This is a genomic window from Agromyces agglutinans (assembly GCF_009647605.1).
Taxonomy (GTDB): Bacteria; Actinomycetota; Actinomycetes; order Actinomycetales; family Microbacteriaceae; genus Agromyces; species Agromyces agglutinans.
This window is the reverse complement of sequence record NZ_WJIF01000002.1, coordinates 520722-538885: the sequence shown is the minus strand read 5'-3', so window position 1 is coordinate 538885 and position 18164 is coordinate 520722. Positions and strand designations below refer to the sequence as shown.

Genomic DNA, 18164 nt, shown 5'->3' with positions numbered 1-18164 from the left:
CTAGGCCGTCGCCGTGCGCGTGGAGCGAGCGCCGCGCTCGACGCCGAGGCCGACGCCGACGCCGAGGAGCACGAGCGCGCTCGCGAGGTGCAGGAAGTGGTCCGCGGTGTTCAGCGCGAGGATGTTCGCCGCGGTCCCGGCGAGGAAGAACCCGACGATGCCCAGCAGCAGGTACGCCGCGCCGACGACGGTGTTCACGAGCTTCGCCGCTGCGGCGCTCATGAGCCCGGCGATCAGCAGGGCCGCACCGATCAGCAGGTGCGCGATGTTGTGGAGCGGATTCACCTGGAAGACGCCGAGCAGCAGGCCGCCTTCGGTGGCGATGAAGCCGACTCCGCCGGTGACGAGGAACCCGAGCAGGCCGACGAGCAGGTACACGGCGCCGAAGACCGTGGCGACGATTCGGTTCGGGGAGTTTCGCATGATTGCCTCCTTGCGTTGCGCGGCGGTCGCCGCGGGAGATGGACGACGGGCGCGCGGCCCGATTCGTCCGCGGCAGCACTCACAGGCGCCGCCGCGGACGGGTCGCCTACATCGCCGGCATGAGCACCGTGTCGACGAGGTACACGGTCGCGTTGGCCGTGTGCACGCCGCCGCAGATGACCGCAGCGTCGTTGACCATCAGCTCGTCGCCCGCGCCCGTGACCTCGACCGTGCCGCCCTGCACCGTGGTCTGCGTGCCGACGACCTCGTCGGGCGAGAGCTGACCGGGCACCACGTGGTAAGTGAGGATCGAGGAGAGCGTGGCCGAGTCGGTCTTCAGCGACTCGATCGTGGCCGGGTCGATCTTCGCGAACGCGGCGTCGACCGGTGCGAACACCGTGAACTCGTCGCCGTTGAGCGTGTCGACGAGGTCGACCTCGGGGTTGAGCTGGCCCGAGACCGCCGCGACGAGCGTGGTCAGCAGCGGATTGTTCGAGGCGGCGACGGCGACGGGGTCCTGCGACATGCCGACGACCGAGCCGGGCCCGTCGGGCACCTCTTCGGCGTAGGCGGCACAGCCGGGGCCGACGAGGTCGGCGGCCGGGTCCATCTCCATGGCCTCCTCGGTCGGCGTGGCCTCCTCCGACATGGCGGGTTCCTCGGACTCGGCCGAGGTGGTGCCGCCCATGCTGCAGCCGGCGAGGCCGAGTGCTGCGATCGCGGTGATCGAGAACACGGCGATGGCGGAACGGGTGCTGCGGATCGATCGCATGGATCTCCTCCTTGGTTTCCGGCGACCCCGAGCGGGCCGTCACGAGGGATTCGGAGGCCTCGGCCGATCGGATTGGACGGATTCGGAATCGGTTCACGCCGATCCGATCCGATCGGTTCCCGCCGATCCGGATCCAATCGATTCCCGCGTCCGCTCCGAATCACGGATGACTCCCCGAAACGAGGTCTCCCGTGCTCGCACTCGCACTCATCGGACTGGCCGGCGGCCTGATCACCGGCATCTCGCCGTGCATCCTGCCGGTGCTGCCCGTCATCCTGTTCTCCGGCGGCGCGCAGAGCGCCCGCAACGGCGCAACCGGCGCAACCGGCGCATCCGGCATCGGTGCAGGCGCCGGCACCGACGCCCCTCGGCCGCCCAGCCGCTGGCGCCCGTACCTCGTGATCGCGGGGCTCGTCGTGAGCTTCAGCCTGGTCACGCTCGTCGGCTCGCTCCTGCTCGGGCTCCTCGGCCTCCCGCAGGACGTGCTGCGCTGGGCCGGGCTCGTCGTGCTGCTGCTCATCGGCGTCGGGCTCATCGTGCCGCGCTTCGAGGAGCTGCTCGAGAAGCCCTTCGCCTGGATCCCGCGCAAGGCGGTCGGCACCGACCGCGGCGGCTTCGGCCTGGGCCTCGCGCTCGGCGCGGTTTACGTGCCGTGCGCCGGCCCGGTGCTCGCGGCGATCACGGTGGCCGGCTCGACCGGCCGCATCGGCGTCGAGACGGTCGTGCTGACGCTCTCCTTCGCCGTCGGCGCCGCCGCGCCGCTGCTGTTCTTCGCGCTCGCCGGCCGGGGCATGGCCGAGCGGCTCGCGGCGTTCCGCCGCCACCAGCGGGGCATCCGCATCGCCGGCGGAGCGGTCATGATCGCGCTCGCGGTGGGCCTCGCATTCAACCTCCCGCAGGCGCTGCAGCGGCTCGTTCCCGACTACACGGCCGACCTGCAGCGCCAGATCGCGCAGTCCGACGAGATCACCGAGGCGCTCGACCTCGGCGGCCTCGTGACCGACGAGAACCGCGAGCTCTCGAACTGCACGAACGGCGCCGCCGAGCTCGAGTCATGCGGCACCGCCCCCTCGATCCGGGGCATCCAGCAGTGGTTCAACACCGACGGCGGCGCGGCGGTCGACCTCGACGACCTCCGCGGCCGGGTCGTGCTCGTCGACTTCTGGGCGTACTCGTGCATCAACTGCCAGCGGTCGATCCCGCACGTCGTCGCGTGGGACGAGGCGTACCGCGACGCGGGCCTCACGGTCGTCGGCATCCACTCGCCCGAGTACGCGTTCGAGAAGGAGCCGCGCAACGTCGCGGCGGGCATCGCCGACTTCGGCATCGAGTATCCGGTCGCGCTCGACAACTCCCTGTCGACCTGGACGAACTACCGCAACCGCTACTGGCCGGCGCACTACCTGATCGACGCCGAGGGCACGGTGCGGCAGGTCTCGTTCGGCGAGGGCCATTACGAGCGCACCGAGCGGCTGATCCGCGAGCTCCTCGAGGACGCCGACCCGCAGGTCGCGCTGCCCGCGCCGACGGAGGTGGCCGACGACACCCCTGAGGCAGGTTCGACGACCCCCGAGACGTATCTCGGCACCACCAAGCAGGTGAACTTCGCGGGCGACGAGCCGTACCGCCGCTCGACGACGCAGTTCGCCCTGCCCGCCGACCAGCCCGCCGACTCGTTCGCGCTCGACGGCGCCTGGTCGCTCGACACGCAGTCGGTCACGCCGGCCGCCGACGGCGGAGGCATCCGGTTGGAGTACACCGCCGCCGAGGTGCGGCTGGTGCTCGCGGGCGAGGGCACGGTCGTCGTGCGCGACGGCGACGGCGAGCGCCGCATCGACGTGAGCGGCGTGCCGCGCTCCTACCCGGTCGTGCGAACGGACGCCTCGCAGACCGGTTCGCTCACCGTCGAGGTCCCCTCGGGCGTCGATGCCTACTCGTTCACGTTCGGATGACCCATGCCCTGCTACCACACGCTCGACCGGCTCGCCAGGGGCGGTCGGCCCGCACCCGGTCTGACAAGCTGGGCCGCGTGGGGGAACCAGGCGAACGCGCGGCGGAGGGCACCGCGCCGCCGCTCGGCGACCTGCTCGTGGCGACCGCGACGGGCGACCGCGCCGCGTTCGGCCTGCTGTACGACGAGACCGCTCCGCGCGTCTTCGGGCTCGTGCGCCGGCTCCTCGTCGACGCCGCACAGGCGGAGGAGGTGACGCAGGAGGTGTACCTCGAGATCTGGCAGACCGCCGCACGATTCGACCGCGCGAAGGGCGACGCCGTCGCCTGGATGCTCACGCTCGCCCACCGCCGCGCCGTCGATCGCGTGCGCGCCGCACAGGCGTCGCGCGACCGCGACCTTCGCGCCGGCGTGCGCGACCTCGCCGTGCCGGTCGACGAGGTGGCCGAGACCGTCGAGGTGCGCATCGAGCACGAACGCGTGACCACCGCGCTCGCGTCGCTGAGCGACGTGCAGCGCGAGGCGCTCGCGCTCGCGTACTACGACGGCTGCACCCAGTCCGAGATCGCCGACCGATTGCACGTGCCGCTCGGCACGGTGAAGACCCGGTTGCGGGATGGGATGATCCGATTGCGCGAAGTGCTGGGGGTGACGACATGACCGGAGCCGATGGAACGGCCGGACGCGTCCCCGACGACCTGCGCGAGCTCGCGCCGGCCTACGCCCTCGGCGCGCTCGACGAGGCCGACCGGGAGCGCTTCGAGCACGCACTGCGCGGCTCCCCCGAGTTGCGCGCCGAGGTCGACGCGTTCCGCGCCGCGGCGTCGGGGCTCGGCGAGGCCGTGCCCCCGGTCGCGCCGCCTGCGCGGCTGAAGGCCGACCTGTTCGCGCGGCTCGACGACGTCGAGCAGGAGCGCGCAGAACCGGATGCCTCGGCCGAGGCCGGGGGCACTACCCAGGTGCCGGCGCGCGAGGAGCCGGCGCCCGAAGCGGAGACGCCGGCGCCCGAGACCGCCGCTCCCGCCGCAGCCCACGACGAACTCGCCGCGCGCCGCGGTCGCGGCCGTACCGGTCGCCGCGGCCTCGCACTCATCCTGGCGTCGGCCGCCGCGGTGGCGCTGATCGCGGCCGGCGCGATCGTCGGCCTGAACTGGTCGGGGCCGAACGGCTGGGGCGCGCAGCGCGAGATGGCGGCGCTCGCCGAGGCATCCGATGCGCAGCAGACGACGGCGACCGTCTCGGGCGGCGGCGAGGTGACCCTCGTGTCGTCGGCCGACCAGGGGCGCAGTGCGATCATCGCCGAGGGCCTGCCGGACGTCGGCGACGACCAGACCTACGAGCTCTGGTACATCGACGACGCCGGCATCGTGTCGGCGGGCACGTTCGACGTGCGCGGCGACGAGACGTGGCGCCTGCTCGAGGGCGAGTTCGCCCCGGGCGTCGCCGTCGGCATCACGGTCGAGCCGGCGGGAGGCTCGCCGCAGCCCACGTCGGACCCGGTCGCGCTGCTCGAGACCTGACGCGGCGACGCACGGCGCTCGAAGGCGCCACGCGTCAGGGCGCCGGCCCGCCCGTGCGTCAGCGCGCGCTCACCACGGCATCGGCCGGTCGGGCCCGCGCTCGGAGTCGTCGGGGAAGTGCGGAAGCTCGGTGCCTCCCGCGCGGATGCACAGCCACCGCAGCTCGCCGGCGCTGCCGGGCGTGCACCGCCACGTGCGCCAGACACCCTGGCCGACGCGCACGACCGTGCCCGCCCGCACGTCGAGCACCTCGTCGTCGAGCGCCAGCTGGCCCTCGCCGCCCAGGAACACGTAGAGCTCCTCAATGCGCGCGTGCCGGTGCCAGTAGCCGGCTTCCTCGCCGGGCTCCAGCGCGTTCGACGTCATGCCGATGTACTGCATCGTGAGGTCGTGGTCGACGACCCGGCGCCCGTCGCGTGAGCTGTCGGGGCGGAAGCCGCCGTGGTGCGATCGCCACTCGTCGAGGGCGCCGATCTCGAGTACTTCGTAGTCCGTCACGTCGCCACCCTATGGCGCTCGTCCGACGCGCCGCGCGAGCCCGGGCCGCCGCGCGAGCCCGGGCCGCCGCGATCCCGCCCGCCGCGCGAAACCCGCACGCAACATCGGCCGCCTACACTGGACGGCCGGAGGAGCTCACGGAACACCGAGGGCTCCTCTCCCTCATCCGTTTCCCGCACCACCCCCGCGGGCATCCGAGAAGGCTCACCACCCATGACCGCCGTCGCACAGCCCATCACCGTGTCCATCCGCCGCGAGGTCGACCCCGCGCGCATCTCCGAGGCGACGGTCTGGGTGCAGACCGGCGTGAACCTGGCCACCAAGTACCCCGGGTTCCTCGGGTCGGGCTGGATCCGCCAGGGCGACGGCTCGACGGTCTGGCACATGCTGTACCGCTTCGTCGACGAGGCGACGCTCGACGCGTGGGAGCGATCGAGCGAACGCGCCTGGTGGCTCTCGATGGGCGAGGGCTTCGTGCGCTCGGAGCGCAGCCGGCGGCGCACCGGCATCGAGGGCTGGTTCGACGAGCCGCCCACGGGCTCGATCCCCGCGACGGATGCCACGCCGGGGGCATCCGCCGACGTGCCGCCCGCGCCGCCGCGGTGGAAGCAGGCGGCGACCATCTGGCTGGGCTTCTTCCCCGTCAACCTCGTCTTCACGTACCTGCTCGCGCCGGTGCCCGGGTGGGAGGCGCTGCCGATCTGGGCGCGCGTGCTCGTGACGACCCTCGTGCTCACCCCCGTGATGGCGTACTGGGTGCTGCCGTTCGTGACGCGGCTCCTGCGGCGGTGGCTCGCGCCGAAGCGCTGAGCGCCGAAGAGCGGGGTGCCGGGCGCTACTCGGCAGCGTCGGCGGTGCCGTCGCGACCGAACCGCCGCGCCTCGCGGATGCGCCGGAACACGAGCACCGCGAGTGCGATCGCGATCGCGCTGTAGACGACCCAGTCGAGGTACTGCAGGTACTCCTCGAGGAGCGCGTGCTGGGTGCCGAGCGCCGCACCGACGCCGATGAGCAGCGTGTTCCACGCGCCCGAGCCGATGGCCGTGAAGAGGCAGAACGCGAGCGGCGGCATCCGGTCGGCGCCCGCCGGCAGCGAGATCAGGCTGCGCACACCGGGGATCATGCGCCCGACGAGCACCGACCAACGCCCGTGTCGGTGGAACCAGGCGGCGCCGCGCTCGAGATCGGTGCGGCTGACGAGGCGGGTCCACGCGATCCACCGGATCGCACGGTCGAGTCCGACGGCGGCGCCGAGCCCGTAGAGCACGAGCGCTCCGACGACGGATGCCACGGTCGACCAGAGGATCAGCCAGCCGAGGCTCAGGTCGCCGGCCTGGCTGAGGTAGCCCGCGAACGGCAGGATCACCTCGCTCGGGATGGGCGGCAGCAGCACCTCGAGGAACACCAGCACGCCGACGCCGACGTCGCCGAGGGCGTTCAGCACGTCGGCGGCGAAGCCGGTGAGCCCGGTGAACCCGTGCGCGTCGGCGGTCGCGGCGTGGGCGGTGGACACGGCGGAGGTCGTCAGGGCGGAAGTCGTCGGCAAGGGGCTCGTCTCGGCTCTCGGTCGGGGGCGATGTCGGTGCGCGGCGGCAGCGCCACGCTAGCCGCGGCGGGTGAACGGAAGCTGGGCGATCAGCGCCGCGTTGCTCAGCCGGCGGCGGCCGGCCTGACCGCGTCGAGAGCCGCGTCGAAGTAGTGCGCCAGGGGCCGGGAGGCGGCGCCGTCGGTCCACGCCTCACCGGCGACGTCGAGGCAGGTGATGGCGCAGCCGACGATGGCCCGTGCGCGCAGCAGGTCGTCGCCGCCACCGCCGAGCCGCCGCTGCACCTCGGGCACGAGATCGTCGTACCAGCGGAGGTGCTTCTCGATGCTCCGCGCGCGCAGGGACGGCGTCCGATACAGCATCCGGGAGACCGCCAGCATGCGCTCCTCATCGCCGTCTGCCTCCTCGAGCGAGAAGATCGCGGCGCGAAGCGCCGTCCACACGTCCTCGCCATCGGGCCGGCGTTCCAGCGCGGCACGGAGGGCCTGCCCTTCGGCGATGAGGTGACCGAGCACGACGTCTTCCTTCGTCCCGAAGTAACGGAAGAAGGACCTGCGGGAGATGCCCGCCGCGGCGGCGATCTCGTCGATCGTGGTCTGCTCGAAGCCGTCGGCCAGGAACAGCTCCATCGCCACGGCGGTGATCTCCGCGTACGCCCGCTGCCGGGTGCGCGCCCAGAGCCCCGATGCCGATGTCATGCCGGCATCCTATCGGCGAGCGCCGCCGCGTGCCGGTATGGCACTCAGTGCCAGTCAGTCATACGATGTCCGCATGAAGGCATCGAAGCAGCCATTGGACTACTCCCGGCAGACCGTGTTGATCACCGGAGCGAGTGCTGGGCTGGGCGCGGAGTTCGCCCGGCAGCTCGCGGCCCGCGGCAGCGACCTCGTGCTGGTCGCGCGCCGCGCCGACCGGCTGGAGCAGCTGGCTGCACAGCTCGAGCGCGACCACGACACCACGGTTGTCTCCCTGCCGATGGATCTGGCGCGCCCAGGCGTCGGCCGCGCGCTCGAACGCGAACTCGACCTCCGCGGGGTGCAGGTGACCAGCGTGGTGAACAGCGCCGGGTTCGCCAACCTCGGACGGTTCCACGAGCTCGATCTGCCGAGCGTGCTGGCCGAGGTCGCGGTGGACGTGTCCGCCGTGGTCGAGATCAGCCACGCGTTCCTGCCCCGGCTCCGTCAGCGGGGAGACGGGTTCCTCCTCAACGTGGCGAGCATGGCCGCGTACCAGGGCAATCCGACCATGGCGGTCTACGGTGCCGGCAAGGCCTTCGTGCTCAGCCTCACCGAAGCGCTCTGGTACGAGGCCCGCGACACGGGCCTGCGCGTGCTCGCACTGTCGCCGGGCGCGACCGACACCGAGTTCTTCGACGTCGCGGGCTCCCGCGCCGACGGCGGCTCCCGCCGGGTGTCGGCCGAGGCCGTCGTCGCCACCGCGCTCGGCGCGCTCGAGCGCCGGAACCCCCCGCCGAGCGTCATCGCGGGCGGCTCCAACCGACTCTCCGAAGCGGTGGGCCGGATCCTCGGTCGCCGCCGGATGGCCGAGCTGATCGGCGCGTTGATGACCCGCCCTTCGACCCGGGGGTGACACGTGACGGGGGCGGCGTGAGCGACCGTGTCATCGGCGCGCGCCGTCAGCGGTGCGCGCCGATTCGGCGCGAGAGCGTCGCCGCGGCCTCCTGCACGGCCGCGGCGAGCGCACCGCGATCACGGGGTGCGGATGCCTCGGCCGAGGCCTCGGGGTACGTCACGGCGATCCCCGCGGCCGGCCAGCCGACGTGGTCGAGCACGGCGGCGCCGACCGAGGCGAGTCCGGGCGTGACCTCGCCGTCCTCGCCGGCCCAGCCGTCGGCCCGTACCTGCTGGAGCACGCGCTTGAGCCGTCCGTAGGTCCACGCCGGGCCGGCCTCCGCGCCGGGCCGATCGGCGAACGCCGCGGCATCCGGATACAGCGCACGCAGCTGCGCCGGCGGCAACGCGGCGAGCATCGCCCGGCCCGTCGCCGTGAGGTGGGCGGGCAGCCGCACGCCGACATCGGTGACGAGCGACGGGCGCCGCGGCGCGCGCTCCTCGACGAGGTACAGCACGTCGCGGCCGTGCAGCACGGCGAGGTGTCCGCTCTCGCCGACCCGGTCGACGAGCGCCGCGACGAGCGGGCGGCCGAGACGTGCGAGCGGCTGCTGGCGGCTGAACCCGCTCGAGAGCTCGAACGCGGCGATGCCGAGGCCGTAGCGACGCTCCTCGGGCAGGTGCACGACGAAGCCGCGCTCCTGCATGACGGCGAGCAGGTGGTACACGGTCGACCGGGGGAGCCCGAGCGCCGAGGCGATCGTGGCCGCGGGCACCGGGCCGCGCTGCGCGGCGAGGTGGCTGAGGATCGCGAGCGTCTGGTCGGCCGCGGGCACCTTCGAGTTCACCGCCACGGCCGCCAGCCTACGCCCGGTCTGGGATACCGGACGGATGCCGCCGCACACGCGTTCCCGCACACGCGGCGGCGGGGTGGAATCGGAGGCATGAGCACCACCGCGCCCGTCACCACCGCACCCGTCTCCCACGTCGTCCTCGGCTCGGGCCCGCTCACCATCGACGAGGTCGTCGCGGTCGCGAGGCACGGGGCATCCGTCTCGCTCGATGCCGCCGCGCTCGACCGCGTGGCCGCCAGCCGCGACGTGATCGAGGCGCTCGCCGACGATCCCGAGCCGCACTACGGCATCTCGACCGGGTTCGGCGCGCTCGCGACGACGTTCATCGCCGAGGACCGCCGGGCCCAGTTGCAGGCGAGTCTCATCCGCTCGCACGCGGCCGGCTCGGGCTCCGAGGTCGAGGCCGAGGTCGTGCGCGCGCTCATGCTGCTGCGCCTCTCGACGCTCATGACCGGGCGCACGGGCGTGCGCCGCGAGACCTGCGAGACGTACGCCGCGATCCTGAACGCGGGCATCACGCCGGTCGTGCGCGAGTACGGCTCGCTCGGCTGTTCGGGCGACCTGGCGCCGCTCGCGCACTGCGCGCTCGTCGCGATGGGCGAGGGCGAGGTGCGCGTGGTGCCCGTCGGCACGGCCCAGCCGTCGCCGGTCTGGCCCGCCGCCGAAGCCCTCGCCGCCGCCGGCATCCGGCCGCTGCGCCTCGCCGAGAAGGAGGGCCTCGCCCTCATCAACGGCACCGACGGCATGCTCGGCATGCTGGCGCTCGCGATCCACGACCTGCGCGGGCTGCTCGCGACCGCCGACGTCGCCGCGGCGATGAGCGTCGAGGGACTCATGGGCACCGACGCCGTCTTCGCCGCCGACCTGCACGCCCTGCGCCCGCACCGCGGGCAGGCGGTGTCCGCCGCGAATCTGCGGGCGCTGCTCGCGGACTCCCCCGTCGTCGCGAGCCACCGCGGTCCCGAGTGCACGCGCGTGCAGGACGCGTACTCGCTGCGCTGCGCACCCCAGGTGCACGGTGCCGCGCGCGACACGCTCGACCACGCCGCATCCGTCGCCGACGCCGAGCTCGCGAGCGCGATCGACAACCCGGTGCTCACCGTCGACGGACGCGTCGAGTCCAACGGCAACTTCCACGGCGCGCCGGTCGCGTACGTGCTCGACTTCCTCGCGATCGCGGTGGCGGATGTCGCGTCGATGAGCGAGCGGCGCACCGACCGGTTCCTCGACCCGGCGCGCAACCAGGGCCTGCCGCCGTTCCTCGCGCACGAGGTCGGCGTCGACTCGGGCCTCATGATCGCCCAGTACACGGCTGCCGGCATCGTGTCGGAGCTCAAGCGCCTCGCGGCGCCCGCCTCGGTCGATTCCATCCCGTCGTCGGCGATGCAGGAGGACCACGTCTCGATGGGCTGGGCCGCCGCGCGCAAGCTGCGGCGCGCGATCGACGGGCTCGCGCGCGTGCTCGCGATCGAGGTGATGACCGCCGCGCGCGGGCTCGCGCTGCGCGCGCCGCTGCAGCCGGCGCCCGCGACCGGGCGGGTCGTCGCCATGGTGACGGATGCCACGGGCGGCCCCGGACCCGACCGCTTCCTCTCGCCCGAGATCGAGGCCGTGGTCGGGCTCGTGGCATCGGGGCGCGTACGCGAGGCGGCCGAGGCGGGCGGTGCCGCGCTCGGGTGAGGCGCAGGTGAGGGCTGCTCGGCTCCCGTCGAGCGCGCCTCGATGTGCCCCGAACGGGGCGCGGAACTGCCCGATCGGGTGTTGTGCCTCCACTTGGCCGGTGACAGACTTGGGGTCGTCGGCTTCTGGGCCGACCCGGACGGAAGATCCATGACGTCGAACCGAGCATCGCGCGAACGCACCGACCCGAACCGAGCACGTCACGCTCGGCGGGTGATGCTCGCAGTCGTGAGCGGATGGTCCGTCATCGCACTCGCCCTCGGCGGCGTCGCGCCGGCGCAGGCGGAGGAGCCTGCCTCCACCACGACGGCGACGACTCCGGCAACCGAGCCGGCCGGCGACACCGGCGAGACCGGTGGCGAAACCGGCGGCGGTGAGACCGGTGGCGGTGAGACCGGTGGCGGAGAAGCGGGTGGCGAAACCGGCGGAGAGGGGACCCCCACTCCTACGCCGACTCCGACACCCACGCCGGAGCCCACTCCGACTCCTACGCCGGAGCCCACGCCCACTCCGACTCCTACGCCGGAGCCCACGACGCCGCCGGCCACGACCCCGCCCGCACCCACCCCGCCGGCCACCACCGCGCCGCCCGTGCGACTCCTCGTCGGCGAGGGACCCGTGCTCCGCATGGTCAGCAGCACGTCGAGCGAGGTCACCGGCCTGCTCGCGGCGCGCACCGCGGTCGATCGGGCCACGGCCGGCCTGCGCACCGCCGAGACCGAGCTCGCGGCGGCGAAGGCGCAGCGCGAGATCGCCCGCGGCATCGCGGAGCAGCTCGACGAGGCCGCTGAGGCGGCGCGCGAGAAGGCCGACGAGGCCGCACAGATCTCCTTCAACGCCGGGCGCGGTGCCGATGCGGCCGGTGCGTCGCTCGGGGCGGCGGTCGGCTCCGGCAAGGACCTCCTCGCCGGCCTCGGCACGATGGCGCGCATGTCGTCGATGAACGGCGACGCCGCACGCCTCCTCGACCTCACCGCGAAGCTCGCCGCGAAGGCCGACGACGCCGAGGAGCGGGCCGACCTCGCGTGGGAGGAGGTCGACGCGGTCCCGGTCGAGGACCTCGAGCAGGAGGTCCGCGCCGCCGAGGCCGCGATCACCCAGGCCCGCGCCGAGATGCAGGGCCTGCAGACAAAGGTCGCCGCGACCAGCGTCGCCCTCATCGACTCGTTGCCGTCCGACTCGGGCCAGCTCAGCGAGCAGGGCTGGTCGGCACCGGTCGGCGGGCGCATCACCGACGGCTTCGGCCCGCGGCCCGACAAGCCGCTGCCGGGCGTCAACGAGTTCCACCGCGGCACCGATGTCGCCGCGCAGTGCGGCACGCCGGTCTTCGCCGCGACCGCGGGCATCGTCGTCGAGGCCCGCGCGAGCGGCGGCTACGGCAACTGGATCCTGCTCGAGCACGGCGCCGGCGTCTCGACCGGGTACGCCCACCTCGCAGCCGGCGGCATCCTCGTCTCGCCGGGCCAGTCGGTGACGGCCGGCCAGCTCATCGGCATGGTCGGCTCGACCGGCGCGTCGACCGGTTGCCACCTCCACTTCGAGGTGCGCCTCGGCGGCGTCGCCGTCGACGCGCTGCCGTTCCTCGCGGCTCGCGGCATCCAGGTCGGCTGAGCCGGCCCGCCGCGTCCGGAATCCCAGACGGCTCGGCCGAGGCATCCGTTGCCGGTGGCGACCCGCTCGGCGAGCATCGGAACATGACCGAGCCCCACACGCCCCGCACCGTCCGGGCCGCCCGCGGCACGCAGCTCACCGCGAAGAGCTGGCAGACCGAGGCGCCGCTGCGCATGCTGATGAACAACCTCGATCCCGAGGTCGCCGAGCGGCCCGACGATCTCGTCGTGTACGGCGGCACCGGCCGCGCCGCGCGCAACTGGGAGGCGTTCGACGCGATCGTGCGCACGCTCGAGGGCCTCGAGGCCGACGAGACGCTGCTCGTGCAGTCGGGCAAGCCGGTCGGCGTCTTCCGCACGCACGAGTGGGCCCCGCGTGTGCTCATCGCCAACTCGAACCTCGTCGGCGATTGGGCGACCTGGCCGGAGTTCCGCCGGCTCGAGGCACTCGGACTGACCATGTACGGGCAGATGACCGCGGGGTCGTGGATCTACATCGGTACCCAGGGCATCCTGCAGGGCACGTACGAGACGTTCGGCGCCGTCGCGCGCAGGCTCGGCGGCGATTCACTCGCCGGAACCCTCACCCTGACCGCCGGGTGCGGTGGCATGGGCGGCGCGCAGCCGCTCGCGGTCACGATGCATGGGGGCGCGGTGCTCATCGTCGACGTCGACGAGTCGCGGCTGCGCCGACGGGTGGAGCACGGCTACCTCGACGAGGTCGCGCCCTCGCTCGACGCCGCGCTCGATCGCGTGCTGGCGGCCAAGGAGGCGGGCGAGGCGCGCAGCGTCGGCGTCGTCGGCAACGCCGCGACGGTCTTCACCGACCTGCTCGAGCACGGAACCCCCATCGACATCGTGACCGACCAGACGAGCGCGCACGACCCGCTCGCGTACCTGCCCGAGGGGGTCGCGGTCGGCGAGTGGGCCGACCTCGCGGCGCTCGACCCCGAGGAGTTCACGCGCCTCGCGCGTGCGTCGATGGCCAAGCACGTCGAGGCGATGGTCGGCTTCCAGGCGCGCGGCGCCGAGGTGTTCGACTACGGCAACTCGATCCGCGCCGAGGCGAAGCTCGGCGGCTACGAGCACGCGTTCGACTTCCCGGGGTTCGTGCCGGCGTACATCCGGCCGCTGTTCGCCGAGGGCAAGGGACCGTTCCGCTGGGCCGCCCTCTCGGGCGACCCGGCCGACATCGCCGCGACCGACCGGGCGATCGTCGAGCTGTTCCCCCACGACGCGCACCTGAAGCGGTGGATCACCCAGGCCGGCGAGAAGGTGCACTTCGAGGGCCTTCCCGCCCGCATCTGCTGGCTCGGCTACCAGGAGCGCCACCTCGCGGGGCTGCGGTTCAACGAGATGGTCGCGTCGGGCGAGCTGAGCGCCCCCATCGTGATCGGCCGCGACCACCTCGACGCGGGATCGGTCGCGAGCCCCTACCGCGAGACGGAGTCGATGGCCGACGGCTCCGACGCGATCGCCGACTGGCCGCTCCTGAACGCGTTGCTGAACACGGCCTCGGGTGCGACCTGGGTGTCGATCCACCACGGCGGCGGCGTCGGCATCGGGCGTTCCATCCACGCCGGCCAGGTGGTCGCGGCCGACGGCACCGATCTGGCCGCCGAGAAGATCGCGCGCGTCCTGGTGAACGACCCCGGCACCGGCGTCATGCGCCATGTCGACGCCGGCTACGAGCGGGCGGTCGAAGTCGCGCGTGAGCGCGGCCTGCGCGTGCCGATGCAGGAGGACTGACGGATGCCCCGAGCCACGCTGTTCACGAACATCGGCGAGCTCGTGACGAACGACCCATCACCCGATCGCGACGGCGGACCGCTCGGCATCGTGCGTGACGCGGCCGTGCTCGTCGAGGACGGTCGCATCGTCTGGGTCGGTGCCGCCGGTCGAGGAGCGACGCAGGAGCGTCTCGCGACCCTCGACCACGAGTCCGACACCGTCGACCTCGGCGGCCGCGCGGTCATCCCCGGCTTCGTCGACAGCCACACCCACCTCGTGTTCGGCGGCGACCGGGCCGGCGAGTTCGCCGCACGCATGGCGGGCCGGCCGTACGAGGCCGGCGGCATCCGATCGACCGTGGCCGCGACGCGGGCGGCATCCGACGACGAGCTGCGCGCGCGACTCGCGGGATTCGTCGCCGAGCTGCACGCGCAGGGCACGACGACCTTCGAGGTCAAGTCGGGCTACGGCCTCTCGGTCGCCGACGAGGAGCGGCTCGTGCGGCTCGCCCGCGAGGTCACCGACGAGGTCACCTTCCTCGGGGCGCACGTCGTGCCGGCCGAGTACGCGGATGCCGCCGACCCGCGCGCCGCGGACGCGTACGTCGACCTCGTGATCGGCGAGATGCTCGCGGCGTGCGCACCGCACGCGCGCTGGATCGACGCGTTCTGCGAGCGCGGGGCCTTCACCGCCGAGCAGTCGCGCCGCGTGCTCCAGGCCGGCGCGGCAGCGGGCCTCGGCGTCCGCGTGCACGGCAACCAGCTCGGCCCGGGCGACGGCGTGCGTCTGGCGATCGCGCTCGGCGCGGCATCCGTCGACCACTGCACCTACCTCGACGATGCGGAGGTCGCGGCGCTCGCGGCATCCGACACGGTCGCCACGCTGCTGCCGGGCGTCGAGTTCTCGACGCGTCAGCCCTACCCCGACGCGCGCCGGCTGATCGACGCGGGCGCGACCGTCGCGCTGGCGAGCGACTGCAATCCGGGGTCGAGCTTCACGAGTTCGATGCCGTTCTGCATCGCGGTCGCGGTTCGCGACATGCGGATGACTCCCGCCGAGGCCGTGTGGTCGGCGACGGCCGGCGGGGCGAGGGCGCTGCGCCGCGACGACGTGGGCGTCATCCGTGCGGGCGCGCGAGCCGACCTCGTCGAGCTCGACGCGCCGACCCACGTGCACCTCGCCTACCGGCCGGGCGTGCCGATCGTGCGCCGGGTGTGGAAGGACGGCACGCCCGTCGCGTGAGCGGCGAGCGTACTCACTCGCCGTGGCTGCGGCTCACTCGTCGTCGCCGCGGCGCAGCCGGCGGCCGGCCGACAGCAGCGTGAGCTCGGGCCGTTCGGCGACGAGGCGTTCGGCCCGGTCGAGCACGTCGGTCACCCAGCCGGGCGACGACCCGACCACCGCCAGGCCGATCGCGGCGCGCCGGTGCAGGTCGTGGTCGCCGACCTCGGCGACGCTCGCCTCGGTCGCGTGACGCAGTTCGGCGACGACCGGGCGCAGCACGGCGCGCTTCTGCTTCAGCGAGTGCACGTCGCCGAGCAGCAGGTCGAACTCGATCCAGCCGATCCACATGGGCGGCCCGCTCACTCCCCCCGGCGCGGGGTGTCGAGCCGCACGAGCCGGCCCGATCCCTCGATGAGCTCCGACCAGTCGTCGACGTCGACCGTGCACTCGGCGACGGCGCACGTCGGCAGGTCACCGGCATCGCCCGCTTCTCCGCCGTCGCCGGAACCGCCGATGAGCTCGACGAGGGCATCGCTCATGCCCGGGTTGTGCCCGACGAGCATCGCGCTATCGACGCTGCGCGGCAGGTCGGCGGCGATCGCGAGGATGGATCGCCCCGACGCCGCGTAGAGCCGGGGTTCGACGAGGAACCGGTCGTCGGGGATGCCGAGCTCGGCCGCGAGCGCGTCGGCCGTGGTGCGCGCGCGAATGGCCGTGCTGGTCACGATCAGCGCGGGAGCCGCGCCGCGCTCGGCGAGCCTCCGGCCCATGGCCGGGGCATCCCGCCGCCCGCGTTCGTTCAGCGGCCGCTCGTGGTCGTCGAGCGCCGGATCGTCCCAGTCGGACTTGGCGTGCCGCACGAGGTAGAGCGTCTTCATCCGCCCAGCCTTCCACCGGCGTCAGCGCAGCGCGACCCCCGCGGCGAACTCCAGCACGCACAGCGCGGCCAGCCGCACGGTGCGTCCGTCGTCGGTGTCGGCGGTGGCGTCGATCTCGACGAGGTCGGCCGATCCGACCCGTGCATCGCGCGCCGCCGCTCGCACCAGCGCGCGCAGTTCCCACGCGGCGAGTCCGCCGGGCACCGAGGCGGGGCAGGCCGGAACGACGGCCCGGTCGCACGCGTCCACGTCGACGTCCAGGTGCACGGGTCCGCCTGCGGAACCCGCGACGGCGAGGGCCTCGGCCATGACGTCGGCCGGCGCGCGGCCGTGCAGTTCGTCTCGATGGATGACGGTGATGCCGAGGTCGGCCGCGCGGCTCGCATAGAAGGCGGAGTTCGCGAAGTCGGCGATGCCGATCTGCACGATGCGCGCGGGATCGAGGCCCGCCTCGACGAGGCGCCGCACGGGCGACCCGTTCGACACGCCGTCGCGCAGGTCGTAGTGCGCATCGATGGTCACGAGGCCGGCGCGCGGGAGGTCGTCGCCGAAGGCGCCGAGCGCAGTGGCGAACGTCGCCGAGTTGTCGCCGCCGAGCGCGAGCACCGTGTCGGCGCCCTCGCGGAGGCGCGCGACCCGGTCGCGCGTGCGGGCTTCGCCGTCGGTACCGTCGGGATCGGCGACGTCGCCGGCGTCGACGATCGCGAGCCGGTCGCCGAGGTCGACGGATGCCCCGGCACCCGGGTCATCCGCGCCGCCGACGGTCGCTGCGCCCGCGGTCGCTGCGTCGCCGCCGGCCGCGCCGCGCCGTCGATCGGGCACGAGCGTGGCGCTGTAGCGTGCGAGCGCCTCGCGGATCGCGGCGGGCGTCGCGTGCGCGCCCGTCGGCGAGAGCGAGGTGCGCCAGGTCGGCACGCCGACGATCGCGAGCGCGGCGCGTTCCCCCGCGCCGAGGGACTCGGGCGGGGGCCAGCCGCCCGCCCGCGGCCAGTTCGGATCGTGCGAGAGCGCCATGCCCTCACGCTAGCGACGCGGACGCCTCGCCGGCTCGGCCGCCGGTCAGTCGGCCGTCTGCGATCCCGGACGCTCGGCGGCACCCGCGGCCAGCCGCACCAAGTCCTCCGGTGTCGTGCGCCGCCGTTATGCTCGCATCCGTGCCTGCCTCGAGCGACTACATCGTCTACGTCGACGAGAGCGGCGACCACAACCTCGTCAATCTCGACCCGCAGTACCCCGTCTTCGTCCTGGCGTTCTGCATCTTCCCGATCGCTTCCTACGTCGACGAAGTCGTCCCGCAGGCCCTCAGGCTCAAGTTCGATTTCTTCGGTCACGACATCGTGGTCCTCCATGAGCGCGAAATCCGGAAATCTGCGCCGCCGTTCGACATCCTGTTGGACGCAAGCGTGCGCAAGCCGTTCCTGGAGCGACTCGATCGACTCATCACCACCTCGCGATTCGGCATCGTCGCCTGTGTCATCGACAAGGCCCGATTTCGGAACCGGAGAGGCCTGGACATCAGCCCCTACGAAGTCGCCCTCGAGTTCGGACTCGAGCGCGTATTCCTGCAACTGCAGCAACGCGGGCAACGCGGTCGGAAGACGCACGTGGTCTTCGAAAGCCGAGGAAGGACAGAGGACGCGGACCTCGAGCGCCAGTTCGCTCGAGTGATGGAGACGACAACGATGGTGGGCATGCCCGAGACGCTCGAGTTCCGTTGCGCCAGCAAGCTGACGAACAGCACCGGTCTCCAGGTCGCGGACATGGTCGCACGCCCGATCGGCTTGCACGTCCTTCGCCCGGAACAGTCGAATCACGCCTGGGACGTCTTGCAGCAGAAGATCGTCCGCTCCCGACAAGGGCGAATCGAAGGGTACGGACTCAAGATCTACCCATGACGAAGCGAAGG

Annotated in this window: 19 protein-coding genes; 10 read left to right on the top strand and 9 right to left on the bottom strand. The window is 73.2% G+C overall.

What is annotated here, in order from left to right; genetic code table 11:
* Complete coding sequence (locus GE115_RS05710; RefSeq protein WP_153683781.1) at positions 1-423, bottom strand: DUF4383 domain-containing protein; 423 nt, start codon at positions 421-423, stop codon at positions 1-3.
* 106 nt (positions 424-529) lie between these two features.
* Entirely contained in the window at positions 530-1195 is a 666-nt protein-coding gene (locus GE115_RS05705; RefSeq protein WP_153683780.1) for a fasciclin domain-containing protein, read from the bottom strand.
* A gap of 191 nt (positions 1196-1386) precedes the next feature.
* On the opposite strand from GE115_RS05705, the gene GE115_RS05700 reads away from it, so the two are divergent.
* The 3 genes from GE115_RS05700 (at position 1387) to GE115_RS05690 (ending at position 4666) form a co-directional block, all read left to right on the top strand.
* Positions 1387-3147, top strand: a complete 1761-nt coding sequence (locus tag GE115_RS05700) for a cytochrome c biogenesis protein DipZ (RefSeq protein ID WP_312854932.1) — start codon at positions 1387-1389, stop codon at positions 3145-3147.
* 77 nt (positions 3148-3224) lie between these two features.
* Positions 3225-3806, top strand: coding sequence for an ECF RNA polymerase sigma factor SigK (gene sigK, locus GE115_RS05695; protein WP_312854931.1), 582 nt, complete (start codon positions 3225-3227; stop codon positions 3804-3806).
* Entirely contained in the window at positions 3803-4666 is an 864-nt protein-coding gene (locus GE115_RS05690; RefSeq protein ID WP_153683778.1) for an anti-sigma factor, read from the top strand. Before sigK ends, GE115_RS05690 begins: the two co-directional genes overlap by 4 nt.
* Positions 4667-4735: 69 nt before the next feature.
* Here GE115_RS05690 and GE115_RS05685 read toward each other — a convergent pair whose 3' ends face one another.
* Complete coding sequence (locus tag GE115_RS05685; protein ID WP_312854930.1) at positions 4736-5164, bottom strand: cupin domain-containing protein; 429 nt, start codon at positions 5162-5164, stop codon at positions 4736-4738.
* A gap of 213 nt (positions 5165-5377) precedes the next feature.
* Here GE115_RS05685 and GE115_RS05680 point away from each other — a divergent pair, with 213 nt between their 5' ends.
* Positions 5378-5974, top strand: coding sequence for a putative antibiotic biosynthesis monooxygenase (locus tag GE115_RS05680; protein WP_153683777.1), 597 nt, complete (start codon positions 5378-5380; stop codon positions 5972-5974).
* 25 nt (positions 5975-5999) lie between these two features.
* Here GE115_RS05680 and GE115_RS05675 read toward each other — a convergent pair whose 3' ends face one another.
* Positions 6000-6677, bottom strand: coding sequence for a DedA family protein (locus GE115_RS05675; RefSeq protein WP_312854929.1), 678 nt, complete (start codon positions 6675-6677; stop codon positions 6000-6002).
* A 137-nt stretch (positions 6678-6814) separates the two neighbouring features.
* Complete coding sequence (locus tag GE115_RS05670) at positions 6815-7408, bottom strand: TetR/AcrR family transcriptional regulator (RefSeq protein ID WP_153683776.1); 594 nt, start codon at positions 7406-7408, stop codon at positions 6815-6817.
* Positions 7409-7481: 73 nt separating this feature from the next.
* On the opposite strand from GE115_RS05670, the gene GE115_RS05665 reads away from it, so the two are divergent.
* The gene (locus GE115_RS05665) at positions 7482-8300 is read left to right on the top strand and encodes an SDR family NAD(P)-dependent oxidoreductase (protein ID WP_153683775.1); all 819 of its coding nucleotides are present in this window, start codon (positions 7482-7484) and stop codon (positions 8298-8300) included.
* 46 nt (positions 8301-8346) lie between these two features.
* On the opposite strand, the gene GE115_RS05660 is transcribed toward GE115_RS05665, so the two are convergent.
* On the bottom strand, positions 8347-9135 hold the full coding sequence (locus GE115_RS05660; protein ID WP_312854928.1) for an IclR family transcriptional regulator: 789 nt from the start codon (positions 9133-9135) through the stop codon (positions 8347-8349).
* A gap of 90 nt (positions 9136-9225) precedes the next feature.
* Here GE115_RS05660 and hutH point away from each other — a divergent pair, with 90 nt between their 5' ends.
* The 4 genes from hutH to hutI all read left to right on the top strand — a co-directional run bounded on the left by hutH (position 9226) and on the right by hutI (position 15398).
* Complete coding sequence (gene hutH, locus GE115_RS05655) at positions 9226-10815, top strand: histidine ammonia-lyase (protein ID WP_153683774.1); 1590 nt, start codon at positions 9226-9228, stop codon at positions 10813-10815.
* A gap of 627 nt (positions 10816-11442) precedes the next feature.
* Positions 11443-12426: a M23 family metallopeptidase gene (locus tag GE115_RS05650; RefSeq protein WP_153683773.1), complete on the top strand. Its 984-nt coding sequence runs from the start codon at positions 11443-11445 to the stop codon at positions 12424-12426.
* An 83-nt stretch (positions 12427-12509) separates the two neighbouring features.
* On the top strand, positions 12510-14174 hold the full coding sequence (gene hutU, locus GE115_RS05645; RefSeq protein WP_153683772.1) for a urocanate hydratase: 1665 nt from the start codon (positions 12510-12512) through the stop codon (positions 14172-14174).
* Between the two features lie 3 nt (positions 14175-14177).
* Positions 14178-15398 (top strand): imidazolonepropionase, encoded by a 1221-nt coding sequence (gene hutI / locus GE115_RS05640; protein ID WP_153683771.1) that lies wholly within the window; start codon positions 14178-14180, stop codon positions 15396-15398.
* Positions 15399-15431: 33 nt separating this feature from the next.
* On the opposite strand, the gene GE115_RS05635 is transcribed toward hutI, so the two are convergent.
* The 3 genes from GE115_RS05635 to GE115_RS05625 are packed head-to-tail and all read right to left on the bottom strand — an operon-like array spanning position 15432 to position 17272.
* On the bottom strand, positions 15432-15728 hold the full coding sequence (locus GE115_RS05635) for a DUF503 domain-containing protein (protein ID WP_153683943.1): 297 nt from the start codon (positions 15726-15728) through the stop codon (positions 15432-15434).
* A gap of 11 nt (positions 15729-15739) precedes the next feature.
* Positions 15740-16258, bottom strand: a complete 519-nt coding sequence (locus GE115_RS05630) for a SixA phosphatase family protein (protein WP_153683770.1) — start codon at positions 16256-16258, stop codon at positions 15740-15742.
* 21 nt (positions 16259-16279) lie between these two features.
* Positions 16280-17272 carry an arginase family protein gene (locus GE115_RS05625; RefSeq protein ID WP_153683769.1) on the bottom strand — a complete coding sequence of 331 codons (993 nt, stop codon included), beginning with the start codon at positions 17270-17272 and terminating at the stop codon, positions 16280-16282.
* 140 nt (positions 17273-17412) lie between these two features.
* Here GE115_RS05625 and GE115_RS05620 point away from each other — a divergent pair, with 140 nt between their 5' ends.
* Positions 17413-18153 (top strand): DUF3800 domain-containing protein, encoded by a 741-nt coding sequence (locus GE115_RS05620; RefSeq protein ID WP_312854927.1) that lies wholly within the window; start codon positions 17413-17415, stop codon positions 18151-18153.
* The last annotated feature ends 11 nt before the right edge of the window (positions 18154-18164 follow it).